The sequence below is a fragment of the Jatrophihabitans sp. GAS493 genome (genome assembly GCF_900230215.1).
Taxonomy (GTDB): Bacteria; Actinomycetota; Actinomycetes; order Mycobacteriales; family Jatrophihabitantaceae; genus MT45.
Map to the genome: position 1 here is coordinate 3,942,695 of NZ_LT907982.1, position 19,297 is coordinate 3,961,991.

Below are 19,297 nucleotides of genomic sequence, written 5' to 3' on the forward strand. Positions count from 1 at the left end.
GATTCAGAGAGGGACGACTCCATGTTGGCCAGCCAGCGCCACACAACGATCATGGATGAGATCCGCCGAACCGGTGCGGTTCGGGTGCAGGACCTGACCGCACAGCTCGGCGTCTCGGATATGACAATCCGGCGCGATCTCGAACAACTCGCCGAGCGGGGTCTGGTCCACAAGGTGCACGGCGGGGCGGTGCTGACGCTGAACTCCTCGGTGGAGCTCGGCTTCGAGACCAAGGCAAAGCTGCAACTGCCATCCAAGTCGGCCATCGCCCAGATGGCCGCGACGCTGATCCGCCCCGGCTCGGCGATTGCCCTCTCGGCCGGAACGACCACCTGGAACCTCGCCTCCCTGGTCGCGAAGATCCCCGGGCTGACGATCGTCACCAACTCGACGACCGTGGCCGACCTGATCGCCAACACTCCCGGCGCCGGCGACCAGACGCTCATTCTCACCGGTGGAGTCCGTACCCCGAGCGCCGCACTGGTCGGCCCGGTGGCTGACCTCAGCCTGCGCAGCCTGCACGTCGACCAGCTCTTCCTCGGCGCCCACGGTATGCACCCGACGGCCGGCTTCACCACCCCGAACCTGGCCGAGGCCGAGACCAACCGGGCCCTGATCGAGTGCGCCAGCCAGGTCGTTGTCTGTGCCGACTCAACCAAGTGGGGATCGGTCGGCCTCGCCTCCTTCGGCGCCCTCTCGACGGCTCACGTGCTGATCACCGACGACGGACTCAGCGACGACGCCGCGTCGCTACTTCGGGAGAAGGTCGGGAAGCTGCGGATGGCGAAGCTCTCGCACGAAGACAGCCCGACGATCGTCGGCTGATTCGTTGACGCACAGCCACGAAGAGCAGCCGGTGGTCGGGGTTGAGACGGGTGTCGGGATGGCGCCGGGGCGTATCAACCTCATCGGCGAACACACCGACTACAACGCGGGATTCGTCCTGCCCTTCGCGATCGAACAGCACTGTCTGGCCCGGATCCGGCCGACGGTTGACGCCGCCTCCGACGCGCCGCTGATCGTCCACTCCCGGCAATCCGACAGCCGCGTCGAGATTGCGCGAGGCGACGTCGTGCCGGGCGCGGCTTGGATCGACGGGCCGTCCGGCTGGGCGGCCTACGCCGCCGGGGCGCTCTGGGCCCTGGTCGACGCCGGCATCCTGCCACGCGGCGCGCTGGCCGCAGAGGTCGAGCTGGACAGCACAGTTCCGATCGGAGCCGGCCTCTCCTCCTCGGCCGCCATCGACTGTTCGGTGGTCGTCGCCGCCGACCGTCTCTTCGGGCTAGGGCTCCCGCCGGCCCAGATCGCCCAGCTGGCAACCGTCGCCGAGACCCGGTTCGTCCGTGCGCCGACCGGCGGGATGGACCAGCTCGTCTCCGTCCTCGCCGAACGTGACCACGCGCTCTTCTGCGACATGCGCAGCCTGCAGACCGAGCTGATCCACTTCGACCCATCGGCGAACGGGCTGGAGGTGCTGGTGGTTGACTCCCGGGCGCCCCATCAACTGGTGGCCGGCGAGTACCGCAACCGCCGGCTGGCCTGCGAAGCCGCGGCTCGTCAGTTCGGTGTGCCCGCGCTACGGGACATCGACGAGGAGGAGCTCCCCCGGCGGCTGGCCGGTCTCGACGACGATGTGCTGCGGCGCCGGGCTCGGCACGTTGTCACCGAGAACGCCCGGGTTCTGCAGACGGTCGAGTTGCTGCGCGGCGGGCGCATCCGAGAGATCGGCCCGCTGCTCGTCGCCTCACACGCCTCCATGCGCGACGACTTCGAGATCACCGTGGCCGAGGTCGACCTCGCCGTCGAGGTGCTCCTCGCCGGCGGGGTGCTCGGAGCCCGCATGACCGGTGGCGGCTTCGGCGGTTGCGTCATCGCGCTCGCCGAGGCCGGCACGTCGGCGGCGCTGGCCACAGCCGTCGACGAGGCCTACGCCGCGCGGGGCTTCAGCCCGCCGGCCCACTTCGTGGCCCACCCCGGTGACGGCGCCGTGGCGCTGGCTCGGTAGAGCATCGGGGTGAAGGTCATTAGAGCCTCGGGGTGAAGCTCAGTAGTGCCTCGGGGTGAAGACCGTCGTCATCTCCGGTCCCGGGAAGGCCTTGGTCCGACTGGAGCCGATGATCAGCAGGGTCCGCATGTCGACGTGCTCGGCGGTGAGTTCGCCGAGGGTGATGACGTCGATCGTCTCGACCTCGCTGCCGACCGCCCGGCCGACGACCACCGGTGTGGCCGGGTCGCGATGCTGGAGAAGCACCTCGGTCACCTCGGCGATGTGCCCGCGCCGGGTCTTCGACGCCGGGTTGTAGAGCGCCAGCACCAGATCCGCCTCGGCCGCCTTCTGCAGTCGCTGCAGGATCACCGGCCACGGCTTGAGCTGATCGGAGAGCGACAGCACGCAGTAGTCATGCCCCAGCGGTGCCCCGACCCGGCTGGCCACCGCGTTGGCCGCGGTGACGCCGGGGAGCACTCGCACCGAGACGTCGGCGTAACCCTCCTCGGCGCGCACTTCGAGCACGGCGGCGGCCATCGCGAAGACGCCCGGATCACCGGAGGAGACGACCGCGACCCGATGGCCGCGCCGCGCCAGGTCGAGGGCGAACTCGGCGCGCTGGGCCTCGACCCGGTTGTCGCTGGCGTGGCGCCGCTGGCCGGGCCGGACCGGCACCCGGTTCACGTAGGTCGAGTAGCCGATGATGTCGGTTGCCGCGGCGAGTTCGTCGCGGGCCTGCGGGGTGAGCCACTCAGCTCCGGCCGGGCCGAGTCCGACGACGACGACCTCACCGGGCGGCTGAAGCTCGACCTGAGGTTCGGACGTCTGGGCGGTGCTTGACTCAGAGATGGTCGCGCCGACTGCATCACCGGCGGCGATCGCTCCCGGCAGCACGACCGTGGCCATGTACGGGATCTCGTCCGGGTCGACGCCGGCGAAGGGCTCCACCCGCTGATCGGGATGAGAGGCCCGGCGCACGTAGAGCGCCTCATCCAGCCGCCCGCTGGACTCCAGCGCGGCCCGGATCCCGGCGGCGTTGCGGCTGACCTTCATGAAGACGGCGGCGTCGGTGCGGGCGAGCCAGCTCTTCAGGTCGTCCTCGGCCAGGGTCCCGGGCAGGATGGTGAGCACTTCGTCAGCCTCGACCAGCGGTGCCCCGGCCGCGGCGGCTGAGGCCGAGACCGAGGTGATGCCCGGCACGATGACGCACTCGAAGCGGTCCCGCAGTCGCTTGTGCATGTGCATATACGAGCTGTAGAGCGTGGGGTCGCCCTCGGCCAGCAGCACCACATTCCGACCGGCGGCCAGGTGGATGGCCAGCCGCTCGGCGCTCTCGGTGTAGAAGTCGGCGATCGCTCCGGCATACCCACCGGGGTGCTCCGTGCTCCCCCGGGTCACCGGATAGATGAGCGCCTCCTCGATCTGCCCGGCCCGCAGGTAGGGAGCGGCACAGCCCCGGGCCAGCGAGCGGCCCGGCGCGCCGCCGTGGTAGGCGACGACGTCGGCGGCAGTGATCAGCCGCGCCGCCTTCACCGTGACCAGCTCCGGATCCCCCGGGCCGACGCCGATGCCATAGAGCGTGCCGGCCGGCACTTCGGACGTGGGCATCTACTCGACCTCCGACGCGATCGCGTTCACCGCGGCGACGGCCATGGCGCTTCCGCCGCGACGCCCGTTGACCACCAGGAACGGCAGGCCGAAGGGGTTTTCGGCCAGCGCCGTCTTGGACTCGGCCGAGCCGATGAAGCCGACCGGAAGGCCGAGCACCGCCGCCGGGCGTGGCCCACCGGCGGCGATCATCTCCAGCATGTGAAAAAGGGCGGTGGGGGCGTTCCCGATCGCCACCACCGCACCGTCGATGGCCTCACCCCAGAGCTGCAGCGCGGCGGCCGAGCGGGTCGTACCGAGATCGGCCGCGAGCTCAGCGACTCCGGGTTCAGCCAGCGAGCAGCGGATCTCGTTGGCGGCCGGCAGGCGGCGGCGGGTGATGCCGCTGGCGACCATCTGCGCGTCGCAGAGGATCGGCGCGCCACTACGCAGGGCCTGCCGGGCCGCACTCACCACGTCCGGGCTGAAGGCGACATCGGCCGCCAGGTCGACCATGCCGCAGGCGTGGATCATCCGCACCACGACCTTCTCGACGTCGGCCGGGAAGCGAGCCAGATCGGACTCGGCACGAATCGTCGCGAAGGAGCGCCGGTAGATCTCGGCACCATCGCGTTCATAGCGGTAACCGACGGGCGCAGCAAGGTGCTGTGCCGGCTGCTGGGCCGACTGCTGGGCCGGCGGCTCGGCCGACTGCTGGGCTGGCTGTTGGGTGGTCGTCTCCGACACGTTCATCCGGTCTGTGCTCTCTGATCTGGCTGGTGGAGTGGCTCACTGGTGGTCAGGGCCGACGGTCCCGATTCGGAAACGGTGTAGCCGCCCGGTCCTGCAAGTACGTCGACAAAAGGTGTGTTCGGGTGACCGCAGCGGCGGCTGCAGCCACTCCAATGCACCGGAAGTCCCGGCAGCCCCACAATGTCTGCCACGTCGGGCACGCGCCGCCGGACAGCCACTGCGCGTGCGGCGTCAGCCTGGACGTCCGCATGCGATTTCGCGCAGCCTGGACGCCCTGCACAGGCGGTGAGATTGTTCCAGATCGACTCGTCACCGCAGTCCAGGCCGCCGCCGCGGATGAGTTGCACCACCCGCCCCGGCTCAGTGACGTCGGGGAGCACGATGCTGCGCCATGGGGTGATCCGAGCCGGCCGGTCACCGGTCAGCTCAACCAGCAGATCAGCCAGCAGATCAGCCTGGGACGCGCTCAGCCGCCCCAGTGGTGCCACCACGACCACCGCCGACAAGCCTGCGGGCTGAGCGATGATGCCAGCCGGCGGAAGTGCCTCGCCGCCGAATCGGACCGGGGCGGCGCCCGTCAGATCGCGGCCGACCCCGGCGCCCGATGCTTCCGCTTCCAATGCTTCCAATGCTTCCGATGCTTCCGATGCTTCCGGGTGGGCGGTGGCGAACTGTTCGGCCACCAACTCAGCGCCGTTGGCGAGGTCGCTGATGCGCCAGGCGGTCGAATCCAGCCTGTGCCGCACGTTCAGAAAGGCACCGGCCACCCCGACCATCACTCCGGCCAGCCACGCTGGATCACCGCCCGGAACCCGGAAGCCACCCGGATAGACGCTCCATCCGGTGGCGCTCTGCCGGGCCGTCACGTCGGCCCTCAGCGGCTCGACGTCCCCGCTGCCGTCGTCGAAGGCGAAGAGAAAGCGTCCGGAGAGCTCCTGCAGTTCAGTGGTGGCGCAGAGTGCCCGGTCGAGCGCGGCGACGTAGGACGCCAGCCCGGCTCCCCCGTCCCGCAGCCCAGCCAGCGGGGAGGCCACGATGTTGCGGACCCGTTCGTGGGTGGGCGACGGCAGCAGGCCCAGCTCGGCCAGGTCGTGGCCCAGGAGTTCGGAATCAGTCGCGCCGATCGAGCGGATCTGCACGTTCCCCCGCGACGTCAGCTCGAGTCGCCCGTCACCGAATCGCGAAGCCAGGGCGCTGAGGCCGCGCAGGACCCGGGGGTCGACGAACCCGCCAGGCAACCGCACGCGGGCCAGTAGCCCATCAGCCGCCTCGTGCAGGGTGAGCGCCCCGGGGCAGCGGTCAGCCTCGGCGTGCGCAGGAAGCAGGGTCACCCCGCCACCCTAACCGGGCAACACACTCGTCCAGCCACGCCAATAGGTCACCCTAAGATCGGGGCTACACGATCAGACGAATGTGACTGACGAATTCGATTTGGGGCCCGCCGCGTGATCCTGCTTCTCTCCACCTCCGACACCGACCTGCTCTGCGCCCGCACGAGCGGCCAGGCCTACCGGCTGGCGAACCCGGCCCGGGTCGCGGTCGATGAGCTGGCGCCCCTGCTCGACGGCGTCGACGCGGTGGTGCTACGACTGCTTGGGGGGCGCCGGGCCTGGGAGGAGGGCACCGACGCGCTGCTGGCCAGTGGACTACCGGTGGTCGTACTCGGCGGCGAGCAGGCGCCCGACGCCGAGCTGATGGAGCTCTCAACCGTCCCGGCCGGCATCGCCGCGCAGGCCCACGAGTACCTCTCCTACGGCGGCACGGAGAACGTCGGGCAGCTGTACCGGTTTCTCTCCGACGCGCTGCTGCTCACGGGCCTCGGCTTCGAACCACCGCTGATCACCCCGAACTGGGGCATCCTCCCCCGCCCGGAGCCGCTCCCGCTTCCCGGCGGCGCAACCCGCCCGACCGTCGCCGTGCTCTTCTACCGCGCCCAGCAACTGGCCGGCAACACCGCCTACATCGACGCCCTCGCGACGGCCATCGAGACCGCCGGTGGACGGGCCCTGCCGATCTTCTGCGCCTCACTGCGCACCGCCGAAGCGCAGTTGCTGGCGGCGCTCGCCGAGGCCGATGCCCTCATCACCACCGTGCTCGCCGCCGGTGGCAGCACGCCGGCAGCGGTTGGCGCCGGCGGCAATGATGAGGACTGGGACGTCGGTGCGCTGGCCGCGCTGGACATCCCGATCCTGCAGGCGCTGGCCCTGACCAGCTCGCGATCACAGTGGGAATCCAGCGACGACGGTCTCACCCCCCTGGACACGGCGACCCAGGTCGCGATCCCCGAGTTCGACGGACGGATCATCACGGTTCCCTTCTCCTTCAAGGAGATCGACGCGGACGGGCTGTCGGTCTACGTCCCTGACCCGGAGCGCTGTGCGCGCGTGGCCGGCATCAGCGTTGGGCACGCCCGGCTGCGGCATGTGCCCAACTCGCAGAAGCGGGTCGCGCTGATGCTGTCGGCGTACCCGACGAAGCATGCCCGTATCGGCAACGCGGTCGGCCTCGATACCCCGGCCAGCCTGGTTGCGCTACTGCGGCTAATGCGCGAAGCGGGGTATGACATCGGGCCGCTCGACGGTCCGGACGCTCTGCCGGGGGTCGAGGCGCAGGATGGTGACGCGCTGATCCACGCACTGATCGCTGCCGGCGGTCAGGACGAGGGGTGGCTCACCGCCGAGCAGTTCGAGGGGAACCCGGTGCGCATCAGCGCCGCGGACTACCGACGCTGGTACGACACGCTTCCGGCTGACCTGCGGGCGTCGATGGAACAGCACTGGGGCCCGGCCCCCGGGGAACTCTTCGTGGACCGTTCGGCCGACCCGGACGGCGAAATCGTGCTGGCCGCGCTCACCGCCGGGAACGTCGTGGTGATGGTGCAGCCGCCACGCGGATTCGGACAGAACCCCGTCGCGATCTACCACGACCCGGACCTGCCGCCGAGTCACCACTACCTGGCCGCGTACCAGTGGCTGCGCAACAGTTTCGGCGCCGACGCGATGGTTCACGTCGGAAAACACGGCAACCTGGAGTGGCTGCCCGGGAAGAACGCGGGAATGTCGGCCGCCTGCGGCCCGGACGCGGCGCTCGGTGACCTTCCACTCATCTACCCGTTCCTGGTCAACGACCCGGGTGAGGGCACGCAGGCCAAACGGCGGGTGCACGCCACCATCATCGATCACCTGGTACCGCCGATGGCCCGGGCCGAGAGTTACGGCGACATCGCCCGCCTTGAGCAGTTGCTGGATGAGTACCAGCAGATCGCGGCGATGGATCCGGGCAAGCTGCCGGCGATCCGCGCGCAGATCTGGACGCTGATGGAGGCCGCCAAACTCGACCACGACCTCGGCTTGGAGAACCGGCCGCACGACGCGGAGTTCGACGAGTTCCTGCTGCACGTCGACGGGTGGCTTTGCGAGATCAAGGACGCGCAGATCCGGGATGGACTGCACATTCTCGGGGCGGCACCGACGGGGACGGCCCGCGTCAACCTGGTGCTCGCGATGCTGCGGGCACGACAGGTCTGGGGTGGGTCGGCATCGCTTCCGGGCCTGCGTGAGGCGCTCGGTCTCGATGAGGAGGCCGGTGAGCTGGGTGCGACGGACGCCGTCGAGGCGGTGGCGCACGAACTCGTTCAGCGGATGGAGAACAGCGCCTGGGATGCCTCGGGGGTGGCGGGAATCGTCGCCGACGTGCTGGCCGATGCCCCGTTGCCGGCGCCACCGGACCGGCAGGCCGTCACCAACGTCCTTACTTTTGCAGCAAATGAGGTGATTCCGCGACTGGCCGGGACGGCCGACGAGCTGACCCGGACGCTGCACGCGCTCAATGGCGGCTATATCCCGGCTGGGCCGAGCGGCTCGCCGCTGCGGGGTCTGATCAACGTGCTGCCGACCGGACGGAACTTCTATGCGGTTGATCCGCGGGCGGTGCCGAGCCGGCTGGCCTGGGAGACCGGACAGGCGATGGCCGACTCGCTGCTGCAGCGCTACCTGGCTGACACCGGCGAGTACCCACGTTCGGTGGGGATCTCGGCCTGGGGTACGTCGGCGATGCGCACCTCGGGTGACGACATCGCCGAGGTGCTGGCGCTGATGGGCGTGCAGCCGGTGTGGGACGAGGCCTCGCGTCGGGTGAGCCGCTGTGAGCCGATTCCGCTGAGCGAGCTGGGGCGTCCGCGGATCGATGTCACCGTGCGGATCAGCGGATTCTTCCGAGACGCCTTCCCGCACGTGGTGACGATGCTCGACGATGCCGTCCGCATGGTGGCCGAACTGGAGGAGGACCCGTCGCAGAACTACGTGCGTGCGCATGCCGACGCCGATACCGCCGAGCACGGGGACCGCCGCCGGGCCACCACCCGGATCTTCGGCTCGAAGCCGGGCGCGTACGGGGCCGGCCTGCTGCCGCTCATGGACAGTGGGAACTGGCGGGATGACAAGGACCTGGCCGAGGTCTACGCGGCGTGGGGTGGCTTCGCCTATGGTCGTGACCTCAACGGCCGCGAGGCGCGGACGGAGATGGAGTCGACCTACCGGCGCATCAATGTCGCGGCGAAGAACACCGACACGCTCGAGCACGACATCGCCGACTCCGATGACTATTTCCAGTATCACGGCGGCATGATCGCCACGGTGCGCGCGCTCACCGGAAGGGCGCCGAAGGCTTACATCGGTGACTCGACCCGGCCGGAGTCGGTGAAGACACGATCGCTGAATGAGGAGATGGCCCGGGTCTTCCGGGCCCGCGTGGTGAACCCGCGGTGGATCGAGGCGATGCGGCGGCACGGGTACAAGGGGGCCTTCGAGCTCGCGGCGACGGTTGACTACCTGTTCGGATATGACGCCACCGCGGGGGTCGTCGCCGACTGGATGTACGAGTCGATCACGAAGAGCTATGTGCTCGATCCGGAGAACCGCAAGTTCTTGGCCGAGTCGAATCCGTGGGCGCTGCACGGCATCGCCGAGCGGTTGCTGGAGGCGGTGGATCGGAAGATGTGGGCTGAACCCGACGCTGAGCTGCTGGCCGAGCTGCGCGAGGTTTACCTGGAGACCGAAGGCGACATCGAGGGCCGATGAGCGATGCTCTCTTGGTCGGACGGCGAGCACGGGTGACGGCGGTGCACTTGGAGCGGGCGGTGCACGGGTGACGGCGGTGCACTTGGAGCGGGCGGTGCACGGGTGACGGCGGTGCACTTGGTGCGGCACGGTCAGTCCGATTGGAACGCGGCTCGGCGCCTCCAGGGCCAGAGTGACGAGCCGGTACTGACCGAGCTTGGGCAGATCCAGGCTGGGGAGGCGGCCGAGCGGATGCGGTCGGTCGGTGTGTCGTCCATTCTCAGCAGCGATCTGCGTCGCACTCGCCAGACCGCCGAGATCATCGGAACCCGGTTGGAGGTTCCGGTGCGCCTGGATCCGCGGCTGCGCGAGCAGTCCCTCGGAAAATTCGAGGGATTCGCGCTGCAGGCAGCCCTCGATGCCACCGAGGGGCACGACTGGACTGACGCCGATGCGGCGCTGGAGGCCGGCGAGAGCCTGCGCGATGTCGCTGTCCGGATCACCCCGCTGGTCGAGGAGATCCGCTCGGGGCTCTACGGAGACCAAGTTGTACTCGTCAGTCATGGCGACACCATCCGGGTGGCCCTGACGGTGATCGCCGCACAGGATGGCGCGCCTGATCTCGGCGGCATCCAGTACGCGAGTCCAGCCAACGGGTCAGTGACGACGGTCAACTTCACCTAGGCGACCTTCCCTCGCCCTTGATCGAATCTGCTCGCGCGTGGTCGGACTGCTCGCGCGTGGTCGGACTGCTCGCGCGTGGTCGGACTGCTCGCGCGTGGTGGCTCAGCTTGTATCCGTCGATCCGCGTCAGAACGGCGGTGGATCGTCGTCGATTGTTGGGCCATCAGCCGTTGGTCCGTCGAGAGGGGGCCCAGCATCGCGCTGGCTGCCGAGTTCGGGGTGCTGAGCGCGGGCAGGCAAGTCACCATTTGCCGGGTCACCGTTGGCCGGGTCACAGTGGGCCGACCCGCCGATCTGGACCTCACCGTTGGGGTTGTGCACCTCGCCGTCGGCCGATTCGCCTTTTACGAGTTGGTTGTTTTCGGCGTCGGCGAGCGGCGGGGTGTGGTTGCGGTAGGTGTGGCCGGTGGGTGAGGTCCACTCGTAGTAGGTGGTGCCGGTGGCGTCACGGACGGCGGTCGTGGTCCAGCCGGTCTCGTGTTTCAGGCGGTGGTGACATCGGCATTTCGGGTCGAGGTTCACCTTGTCGGTCGCCCCTTCGGGGAACGGCACTCGGTGATCGAGGTCGGCGAGTTTGGCCGAGACCGCACAGGTCGGGAACGAGCAGACCTGGTCCCGGGCTATGACGTAATCGGCGAGGTCCTGAGGTGGGGTGTACTTCGTTCGTCCATAGTCGAGAAGCTCCCCAGTGACGGAATCGGTGACCAGCCGTCGCCAGGTTCCGGTGGGGTCGGCGGCGATCCGTCGAGCGACGGCGGCCGGAACCGGTCCGTGCCCCTCCAACTCACCGGGCAGGTCATCCGCTCCCGCCAGGGTCGTCAGTGCGACAGTTACCTGCACGGTGGGTCGGGTGCCATGCTGGGTCGGGACCCGGCCCGAAGTGAGGGTGTCCGCGAAGACGGCAGTAAACGCGTCCGCGCGACGCTGATCGGCGCTGCGCGTGTCCTCCCGGCAAGTGCGAGCGGCGAGAGCGCGAACGGTGGTCATCACCGCAGCGGCATCCTCGGCCGGCAGCAGCGCCCAGATCTCGGCCATCCCATCCGGACGGGAAGTGTGCTCCACGGTCCGCTTAGCGAGCGCCTCCCGGTGCTGCCGTTCAGCACTGACCTGATCATGTCGCAGGACAGCTCGCTTCACCGACCGGGCAAAGAGCTGCGGGGTCTGATCCACCGCCCGGGTCAGCACGCTGGCCTCGATCGCGGCCAGGACAGCCGGGTCACTGACGCCGACGGTTTCGCGGGCCAGGACGCTGGTGTGTCCGTCGGTGATGACGCCCCGTTTCAACAGGTCCATCGCAGCCGGGAGCTTCGACACCAACTGCGTTGCATGGGACAGTTCGAACGCCGCGACCCGCGGCGAGATCATCAATGCGGTCGAGATCTCAGCGTTGGCGCATTCGTGACCCAACTCCAGGCTCAGTCCGCCATCGGTGACCCGCTGCGACACCACCGCGACTCCCTCCGTGCTCGCTGCGTTCAGCGCCGCGGTGTGCCGACGCAGCGCGATCAGCAGGTCGATGCGACCGGCCGGCGACAGCCCCCACGGATCCAGCGCGCTCAGCAACGAAAGATCAGCCGGATCGGGGTCGATCGTGGCGAAATGCTTCGCGAAATCATCCGGAGAAGTCAGGACATCCAAGATTGTTGTCGGTGGACCGTGCAACACTTCAGCAGACATCGAGGCGTCGTCGAGCAGGTCGGCGACGCTCTCCGCGCAGAACGGCTCACCCAGCTGGACGGCGTCTGACCCAGCGTTCTGGACGAAGTGCAAGCCATCGTCCGACGCACACGCAGCATCGGACGCACAGTCCGGCCCACCGCCGTCGTCCGGGTCGAATGATTCGCCATCCATCAGATACTCGTATATACGTTCGATACGAAGTGGAATGGATGATCCGTCTAAAAATACGGACTAAACCTCCACAAGGCCTACCTGGCGGATTGATTCGGGCGCTCTAAAGCCCCGCGACGGCGCCGATCACCGTTACCGCGGGGGGTCGGAAGCGCGACGCCTCAGCTGCGAGTTCGTCCAGACGGCAGCGGATGACCTCGACCGCGTCGCTGGCGCCATCGATGACCGTGACTGTCGGCGTCTCGGCCGGCAACTGCGCGGCGAGCAGCGCGGCCGCGATGGCCGGCATGCTCCGAACACCCATAAGAACAACCAAGGTCGCCCCGGACCGGGCCAGCGCGCCCCAGTCGACCCGCGACTCCGGATGCCCCGGCGGGACGTGACCGGAGACCACGGTGAAGGCCTGGGCCACATCCTTGTGCGTCACCGAGACGCCAGCCAGGGCCGGCAGCGAGATCGCGCTCGTCACCCCGGGCACGACCTCAACACGGATGCCGGCCGCAGCGCAGGCCCAGACCTCTTCCAGGCCGCGTCCGAAGACGAACGGGTCACCACCTTTCAAACGCACCACATTCGATCCGGCGCGGGCCTCGTCCACGAGGTGCGAGTTGATCACCTCCTGGGGCATCGAACGGCCTCCGGGAAACTTCGCGGCGTCGACGACCTTCGGGGTACGTCCAAAGGAGAGTTCCAGCTCGTCCAAAAGCTCCAGCGGCGCCAGGTGATCGGTGACCACCACATCCGCCTCGCCGAGCAACTGCCAGCCGCGGCGGGTGATCAGCCCCGGATCGCCCGGCCCTCCCCCGACGATCGCCACCCAACCCGGCGCGACCTGTTCGCCGCTACTCGTCATGCTTGTCGGTCACACCGGCGCTGTCGAAGGTGGCGACCTCGGCCAGAATCGCTGCCGCCGACTGAACAATCGGCAGTGCAAGAGCCGCCCCCGATCCCTCACCGAGCCGCATATCGAGGGTGAGGACCGGTGTCAGGCCCAGCGCGCGCAGCGCAAGATTGGCGGCGGGCTCAACCGATCGGTGACCGGCGATCAGCGCCCCGACCACCTCGGGGGCAAGCGCCTGCGCCACGAGCGCAGCCGAACCGGCGATGACACCGTCGAGGATGACCGGGACCCGGGCCGCCGCCGCACCCAACAGGAAGCCGGTAGTCGCGGCATGCTCCAGGCCGCCGAGGTCAGCCAGCACGGCTAGCGGATCATTGACGTCACTCCCGCCCCGAGCCAACGCCCGGGCGACCACCTCGACCTTGTGGGCATGCATCTCGTCGCTGATCCCGGTGCCGAAGCCAGTTACGGCGTCGGCCGACGATCCGGTGAACCTGGCCACCAGCGCGGCCGACGCGGTGGTGTTGGCGATCCCCATGTCGCCGGTAATGAGGCAGCGATTCCCTTCAGAGATAAGGTCATTCGCAATCTGGATACCGACCTCGATCGCGGCCAGCGCCTCATCCGGACTCATCGCCGCCGTGACACTGAGATCAGCCGTCGCTCGACGCACATTGCGACGGAGCAGTCCCGGCAGGTCGGCGACCACTGCCGCCGCGTCCTCGCTCATCCCCACGTCGATCACCGCTACGCTCGCCCCGGCCTGTCGAGCCAGCACGTTGATCACCGCGCCACCGGCCAGGAAGTTGGCGACCATCTGGCCGGTCACCTCCTGAGGCCAGGCGGTGACGCCCTGGGCGTGGACGCCGTGGTCGCCGACGAAGACCGCGACTGCGGCCGGCGACGGAATCGGCGCCGGCGCCTCACCGGCCAGACCGGCCAGCTGGACCGAGATGTCCTCCAGCGCGCCGAGCGAACCGCGTGGCTTGGTGAGGCGATCCTGATGGTCCCGCGCGGCGGCGACGGCCTGCGGGTCGAGGCCATGGATGGCGGCGATCGTGTCGGAGAGGAGCTGGCTGGTTGACATCACTGGATCTTTCTGTCGGGATTCTGTCGGCAAGTATGGAGGTCCGCGGCAATCGGCTGCCGCACCGGGTTCAGCTCATCGGCGAAGCTCCGGACGAACCATCGGCAGGTCAGGCGCCACGCCGACGTCCAGCAACCGGTGCAGCGCGTCGGTGTCGAGGTGCTCGACGACCAGATCAGCCAGCACGTCGAAGCGGCGCTGCCGCACGTCGGCGAATCGAACTTCGCCCTGCGGACGGTACGAGCTGCCGGTGAGCGCGGCGACCTCCTGCAGGAATGCCCGCCGAAACTGGTCGTTCTCGAGTACACCGTGCCAGGTCGTGCCCCAGACCGATCCCACCCGGCAGCCGTCCAGGAACCGATCCCCGCCGTAGACCTCAGTGATCCCATGGTGAATCTCGTACCCGAGGACCGGAAGTCCGTAGGCGGTACCGGCCGGACGTCCGAGCGTCTTGGTCTTCGCGAAGCGAACTCGGGTGGGCAGCAGGGCGAGCCCGCTGACCGTGCCGGCTCGACTCTCGACCTCGTCGACGATCTCCGCAGCGAGCATCTGATACCCACCGCAGACGCCGAGTATCGGCCCCCCGCCGGCTGACCGTCGCGCCAACGCGGTGTCCAGGCCCCGGCGCCGAAGCCACTGCAGATCCTCCACCGTCGCGCGGGTGCCCGGGATGACGACGAGGTCGGCGTCCGATAGCGCTTCAGGGCGGTCGACGAACCGCACACTGACGCCCGGTTCCACGCAGAGCGCGTCGACGTCGGTGAAGTTGCTGATCAGCGGCAACCGGATGACCGCGACCGTGAGGCTCGCCGACGGATCACCTCGCACCTCGTTAACCGCGGGCAGTCCGAGCGAGTCCTCGACATCCAATCCGAGGTCTCTCACCCAGGGCAGCACCCCGACGGTGGGACGGCCGGTGAGCCCCCGCAGCGTCTGGAGGCCGGGAGCCAGCAGAGCCGGATCACCCCGGAATTTGTTGATGATGAAGCCGGCGATGAGCGCCTGATCGGCCTCCTCGAGCAGCGCCAGGGTGCCGTACAGCGATGCGAAGACCCCACCCCGGTCGATATCGGCCACCACGACCACCGGCAGCCCAGCCGCGCGGGCCAGTCCCATGTTGGCGATGTCATCGCTGCGCAGGTTGATCTCGGTCGGACTTCCGGCGCCCTCACAGATGACCACGTCGAAGCGACTGCGCAGCTGGGCCAGCGAGTCGAGCACCGTCGTCATCAGTCGCGGTTTGAGGTCGCGGTAGCTCAACGCAGTCACCTCAGCCACCGGGTGTCCGAGGAGGACGACCTGACTGCTGCGGTCACCTCCTGGCTTCAGCAGCACCGGATTCATGATCGCCTCCGGTTCGATCCCGGCGGCCGCGGCCTGCATGACCTGGGCTCGTCCGATCTCGCAGCCATCAGCGGTGACCCCCGAGTTGAGCGACATGTTCTGCGCCTTGAACGGCGCGACCTTCACTCCCTCACGGGCCAGCCAGCGGCAGAGCGCCGCCGTGACGAGCGACTTGCCGGCGTCCGAGGTGGTGCCGGCGACCAGCAGCGCGTTCACCATCCGCCGCTCCAGCCGACGGCCGCGGCGCCCCCGAGGAGCACCACAGTGGCGCCGACCTCGATGAGGGCGCCGAAGACATCGCCGGTGACACCCCCCAGCCGCCGCACGCAGTGGCGCCGGAAGAGCGTCGCCACGAAGTGACTGAGCAGCAGGACGGCAGCCAACTCGCAGACGCCGCGCAGACTGAAGCCGGCCAGGCCCGCCGCGACGAGACAGGCGGCCAGCCCGAGCAGGCCGATGACCAGCCGGACGGGGAGTTCGGCCGTCCCGGCGACCAGTCCACCGAAGCCGCCCTCCAGTTGCGGCCGGGCGGACGGGACGGATGGCGCGGCCGCGTCGAGAGCGGCGAAGCGGCCGGTTGCCTGGGCTGCGGCCAGTAACACGAAACCCTGGGCCAGACTGCCCGCGGCGAATAGCGTGCTCAGCGAAGCCACCTGCGCGAGCAGGGTGAGAAGCAGGACGGCGACGCCGAAGGGGCCGATATCCGACTGCTTCATGATGACCAGCGCCTCCTCGGCCGGCCGCCGGCTGCCGAGACCGTCGGCGACATCGGCCAACCCGTCGAGGTGCAGTCCACGGGTCAGGGCGGCGAGCACGGCGATACCGACGACCGCCCCCAGCAGCGGCGAGCCGGCGCCGGGAATCCAGCTCACCGGGTGCCAGAAGAGACTGGCCGCCACACCGGCCGCGACACCGAGCCCGGCACCGACCAGCGGCAGCCACCGCAGCGAACGGCCGGCGACTGCACGGTTCGGATCGGGGACGAGGTGCGCCGGCACCGGCGCGACCGTGAACAGCGCCAACGCCAACCAGAGTGAGGTCATTTCAGCCGCTGCCCGATGCCCACCGTGGCGAGCCAGACTTCGTCCGAGGCGGCCGCAACCGCGGCGTTGAGACGTCCCAATTCGTCGCGGAAGCGGCGTCCGGCCGCCGTTGCCGGAACTACGCCCGAGCCGACCTCGTTCGTCACCGCCACCACGTCACGTTCGGTCATCGACCACGCCCGCAGTAGCGCCTCGATCTGCTCCGCCAGCGCTTCGGTCGCCTCTCCGCTGCCGTCCCAGAATCCGATTCGGTCCATGGTGGCGGTGAGCCAGGTGCCGAGGCAGTCCAGAAGGACCGGCACCGAGCCCGGCTCCCGCAGAACTGCCGCTACGTCGGTCGTCTCGACCGTGCGCCAGGTCGACGGACGCCGCTGCTGGTGGAGGCGAACGCGTTCGCGCCACTCGACGTCGTCGGCCGACGGGACCGGACCTGCGGCCACGTAGAGCACTTCATGGCGGGCCAGCAACCGCTGCTCGGCCAGCCGCGACTTGCCGGATCGGGCTCCGCCGGTGATGAGAACGCGCTGGTTGGTGGGTAGTTCTCGGATGGTGAAGCGTCTGAGCTGTTCGGCCACCGGTCCCTCGAGCGGGAAGCTGACGGTGAGCTCAGACGGCAGTAGCGACAGGTCGTCGGCCGTCACCCGCGCCGAGGAGGTGTGATGCAGCAGCGCGCCGGTCGAGAGAGAGACCAACCAGGCCAGGCTGCCATCCTCAATACGAATCGGACGAGCGGCCCGTGGCGGCCGTGCCCCGGTGGCCAGGCCGAGCGCCCCGATCCGCGCCTCGAACAGCGTGGTCTGCACGATCGCCGGGTCGACGTGCTGCAGGTCGTAGCCAGTGACCAGCAATACGTCGATATTTGCTAGCGAAACTCCGGCCAGCGCCGCCGACGCCGCCACCCCCTCGCCACAGTCGAGGAGGATGCGACCGGCGACCGGATCGTCCACCAGGACGCCGAAGCTCCGTCCCACGCTCAGGTTGCGGACGCTCATTCCGGCCTCGCCGATCGAGCGGCGGCGCGGGCGGCCAGCAGCGCGCTCTTGGCCGCCAGCACCCCGGCGGCAGCGAGCGCGACCCGACGCGACAGCCGAGCCGCCCGCCGGATGTCAGCGATCTGGGGCGCCGGACCGTCGCCGAGCGTGCCGCGGTCCTCAACCGCATCGCCATAGACGTTCACCCCGCCCAGGCTCACTCCGAGGGCACCGGCGAAGGCTGCCTCCGGGTGCCCGGCGTTGGGGCTCGGGTGATGCGACGCGTCCCGGCGAAGGACCCGCCAGGCACTACGCACCGAGCCGTCGGCGGTGGGGGCCAGTACGCAGGTCAGGACGGCGGTGAAGCGGGCCGGTAGCAGGTTCGCCAGATCGTCGAGCCGGGCCGCCGCCCAGCCGAAGTTCTGGTAGCGCTCGCTGCGGTAGCCGACCATTGCGTCCAGCGTGTTCACGGCCCGATAGCCGATCACCGCCGGCAGGCCGCCGAGCGCCGCCCAGAACAACGGCGCCACCACCGCGTCGGAGGTGTTCTCCGCCAGTGATTCAACGGTGGCTCGGCTGAGCTCGGCCGAATTCAGCCCGTCCGAACTACGGGCACAGAGGTAGCCCAGTCGCCCGCGAGCGGCATCAAGGTCCCCGCCGTCCAGCAGCTCAGCCATTCGCTGCCCCTCGCGAATCAGCGAAGTACCACCGAGCGTTGTCCAGGTGACCGCCGCCAGCAGAAGTCCCCGCACGGCTGGACGGCCGCGTAGTAGCCGTTCGACCAGAACCCCGGCGGCAATCGGCGGGCCCACATTGAGCGCTACGAACCGGACTCCGGCGGCGCGGGTGTCGCCGTAGAGGGAGAGTTCAGCGGCGGCGGCCATCCGCCCGAAGCCGGCCACCGGGTGCCAGCGGGCCGGGTCGGCCAGCACCGCGTCGAGGGCCACGGCGCCGACGATCGGCAGCACCGCGGCGATGGCCGCCTTCGGACCAGCGGCGATAGCCGCCTTCGGACCAGCGGCGACAGCCGCCTTCATCCCGCACCCCCAAGGGTCACGGCCAGCGCGCTGGTGAACGCGTCGACGGTGGCCCGCTCACGAACCGCGATACGCAGCCACTGCGGGCCGAGCCCGGGGAAGGTGTCACCACGACGGACGGCGAAGCCACTGCGGCGCAGCCCGAGGCGAAGCTCGTCGGCCGAGCTGTGGCGCGCCATCAGGAAGGAGGCCGAGGCCGGACGCACCGTCTCCAGCCCGAGTTCATCCAGTTGATGCTGCAGATACTCACGATCGGCAGCGAGCTCACAGGCCCAGCGGTCGGCCTCGGCTACGGCCTGGGGCTGCGAGCAGGCGGTGATCGCGGCCAGCGCCGGCGTGCTCACCGGCCACAGCGGCTGAGCCGAGGCGAGGAGGCGGATCAGCTCCGGCTCGGCGAGTAGGTAGCCACAGCGCAGCCCGGCCAGGGCCCAGGTCTTGGTGAGGCTGCGCAGCACGACCAGCCCGGGGAGGTCGCGACCCGCGGCCAATGACTCCGGCTCCCCCGGGACGCAGTCACCGAAAGCTTCGTCGACGACCACGATCCGACCCGGTCGGCAGAGCGTGGCGATCGAACCGGCGGCATGCAGAACCGACGTCGGATTCGTCGGATTACCGATCACGATCAGGTCCGCGTCAGCCGGAATCATCCGAGGATCAAAGGTGAACGGTGGCGGCAGCAGGATCCGTTCGACTTCGTGCCCGGCGGCCCGAAGCGCGGCCTCCGGCTCGGTGAACTGGGGATGCACCACGACGCAGTGCCGGGCCTTGACGGCGCGGGCAATGAGCACGAAGGCCTCGGCCGCCCCAGCGGTGAGCAGGACCTCCTCCTCGGCGCGGCCGTGCCGTTGCGCCACCGCGACTCGGGCGGCGTCCGGACGCGGGTAACCGGCGAGGTCGAGCAGCGAAGCCTCGAGGGCTGAGCGCAACCACGGCGGCATCGGCGCGTGGCGCACGTTCACGGCGAGGTCGATCAGTCCCGGGCCCACCTCGGCGTCGCCGTGATGGGTGAGATCCGGCTCCCGGAGCAGCTGATGTGAGTTCATCGCTGAGCGACC

General features: G+C 69.4%; 15 protein-coding genes. 4 read left to right on the forward strand and 11 right to left on the reverse strand.

Translation table 11 applies throughout. The features are described from left to right. The first annotated feature begins 21 nt into the window (after window positions 1–21). Complete coding sequence (locus tag CPH63_RS18135) at window positions 22–825, forward strand: DeoR/GlpR family DNA-binding transcription regulator (protein ID WP_096304193.1); 804 nt, start codon at window positions 22–24, stop codon at window positions 823–825. 4 nt (window positions 826–829) lie between these two features. Beyond that, window positions 830–2,005, forward strand: a complete 1,176-nt coding sequence (gene galK / locus CPH63_RS18140) for a galactokinase (protein WP_197704431.1) — start codon at window positions 830–832, stop codon at window positions 2,003–2,005. Between the two features lie 39 nt (window positions 2,006–2,044). On the opposite strand, the gene cobJ is transcribed toward galK, so the two are convergent. From cobJ to CPH63_RS18155, 3 genes are read right to left on the reverse strand one after another with little or no spacing between them, the layout of a single operon-like run. Next, window positions 2,045–3,595 (reverse strand): precorrin-3B C(17)-methyltransferase, encoded by a 1,551-nt coding sequence (gene cobJ, locus CPH63_RS18145; RefSeq protein ID WP_096304194.1) that lies wholly within the window; start codon window positions 3,593–3,595, stop codon window positions 2,045–2,047. Continuing rightward, window positions 3,596–4,327, reverse strand: a complete 732-nt coding sequence (locus CPH63_RS18150; protein ID WP_096304195.1) for a precorrin-8X methylmutase — start codon at window positions 4,325–4,327, stop codon at window positions 3,596–3,598. It lies immediately after the preceding gene. Next, a complete protein-coding gene (locus CPH63_RS18155; protein WP_206745585.1) occupies window positions 4,324–5,658 on the reverse strand; it encodes a precorrin-3B synthase in 1,335 nt (444 codons plus the stop codon). Before CPH63_RS18155 ends, CPH63_RS18150 begins: the two co-directional genes overlap by 4 nt. Window positions 5,659–5,772: 114 nt before the next feature. Here CPH63_RS18155 and cobN point away from each other — a divergent pair, with 114 nt between their 5' ends. Together cobN and CPH63_RS18165 are read left to right on the forward strand one after the other, a co-directional pair. Continuing rightward, on the forward strand, window positions 5,773–9,405 hold the full coding sequence (cobN, locus tag CPH63_RS18160; RefSeq protein WP_096304196.1) for a cobaltochelatase subunit CobN: 3,633 nt from the start codon (window positions 5,773–5,775) through the stop codon (window positions 9,403–9,405). 102 nt (window positions 9,406–9,507) lie between these two features. Further along, window positions 9,508–10,068: a histidine phosphatase family protein gene (locus CPH63_RS18165; protein ID WP_096304197.1), complete on the forward strand. Its 561-nt coding sequence runs from the start codon at window positions 9,508–9,510 to the stop codon at window positions 10,066–10,068. 126 nt (window positions 10,069–10,194) lie between these two features. Here the strand turns inward: CPH63_RS18165 and CPH63_RS18170 are convergent, their stop codons facing one another. The 8 genes from CPH63_RS18170 to cobC form a co-directional block, all read right to left on the reverse strand. Further along, window positions 10,195–11,919 carry an HNH endonuclease signature motif containing protein gene (locus CPH63_RS18170; RefSeq protein ID WP_096304198.1) on the reverse strand — a complete coding sequence of 575 codons (1,725 nt, stop codon included), beginning with the start codon at window positions 11,917–11,919 and terminating at the stop codon, window positions 10,195–10,197. Between the two features lie 103 nt (window positions 11,920–12,022). Then, window positions 12,023–12,772, reverse strand: coding sequence for a uroporphyrinogen-III C-methyltransferase (cobA, locus tag CPH63_RS18175; RefSeq protein ID WP_096304199.1), 750 nt, complete (start codon window positions 12,770–12,772; stop codon window positions 12,023–12,025). Beyond that, a complete protein-coding gene (gene cobT, locus CPH63_RS18180) occupies window positions 12,762–13,847 on the reverse strand; it encodes a nicotinate-nucleotide--dimethylbenzimidazole phosphoribosyltransferase (RefSeq protein WP_096304200.1) in 1,086 nt (361 codons plus the stop codon). The genes cobA and cobT overlap by 11 nt, the downstream gene beginning before the upstream one ends. 75 nt (window positions 13,848–13,922) lie before the next feature. Beyond that, on the reverse strand, window positions 13,923–15,410 hold the full coding sequence (locus CPH63_RS18185) for a cobyric acid synthase (RefSeq protein ID WP_096304201.1): 1,488 nt from the start codon (window positions 15,408–15,410) through the stop codon (window positions 13,923–13,925). Continuing rightward, a complete protein-coding gene (locus tag CPH63_RS18190; RefSeq protein WP_096304202.1) occupies window positions 15,404–16,234 on the reverse strand; it encodes an adenosylcobinamide-GDP ribazoletransferase in 831 nt (276 codons plus the stop codon). The genes CPH63_RS18185 and CPH63_RS18190 overlap by 7 nt, the downstream gene beginning before the upstream one ends. Further along, window positions 16,231–17,226: a bifunctional adenosylcobinamide kinase/adenosylcobinamide-phosphate guanylyltransferase gene (gene cobU / locus CPH63_RS18195; protein ID WP_096304203.1), complete on the reverse strand. Its 996-nt coding sequence runs from the start codon at window positions 17,224–17,226 to the stop codon at window positions 16,231–16,233. The genes CPH63_RS18190 and cobU overlap by 4 nt, the downstream gene beginning before the upstream one ends. Beyond that, complete coding sequence (locus CPH63_RS18200) at window positions 17,223–18,242, reverse strand: cobalamin biosynthesis protein (protein ID WP_096304204.1); 1,020 nt, start codon at window positions 18,240–18,242, stop codon at window positions 17,223–17,225. Before CPH63_RS18200 ends, cobU begins: the two co-directional genes overlap by 4 nt. Further along, window positions 18,239–19,285 (reverse strand): Rv2231c family pyridoxal phosphate-dependent protein CobC, encoded by a 1,047-nt coding sequence (cobC, locus tag CPH63_RS18205; protein WP_096305267.1) that lies wholly within the window; start codon window positions 19,283–19,285, stop codon window positions 18,239–18,241. The genes CPH63_RS18200 and cobC overlap by 4 nt, the downstream gene beginning before the upstream one ends. Window positions 19,286–19,297 lie beyond the last annotated feature (12 nt).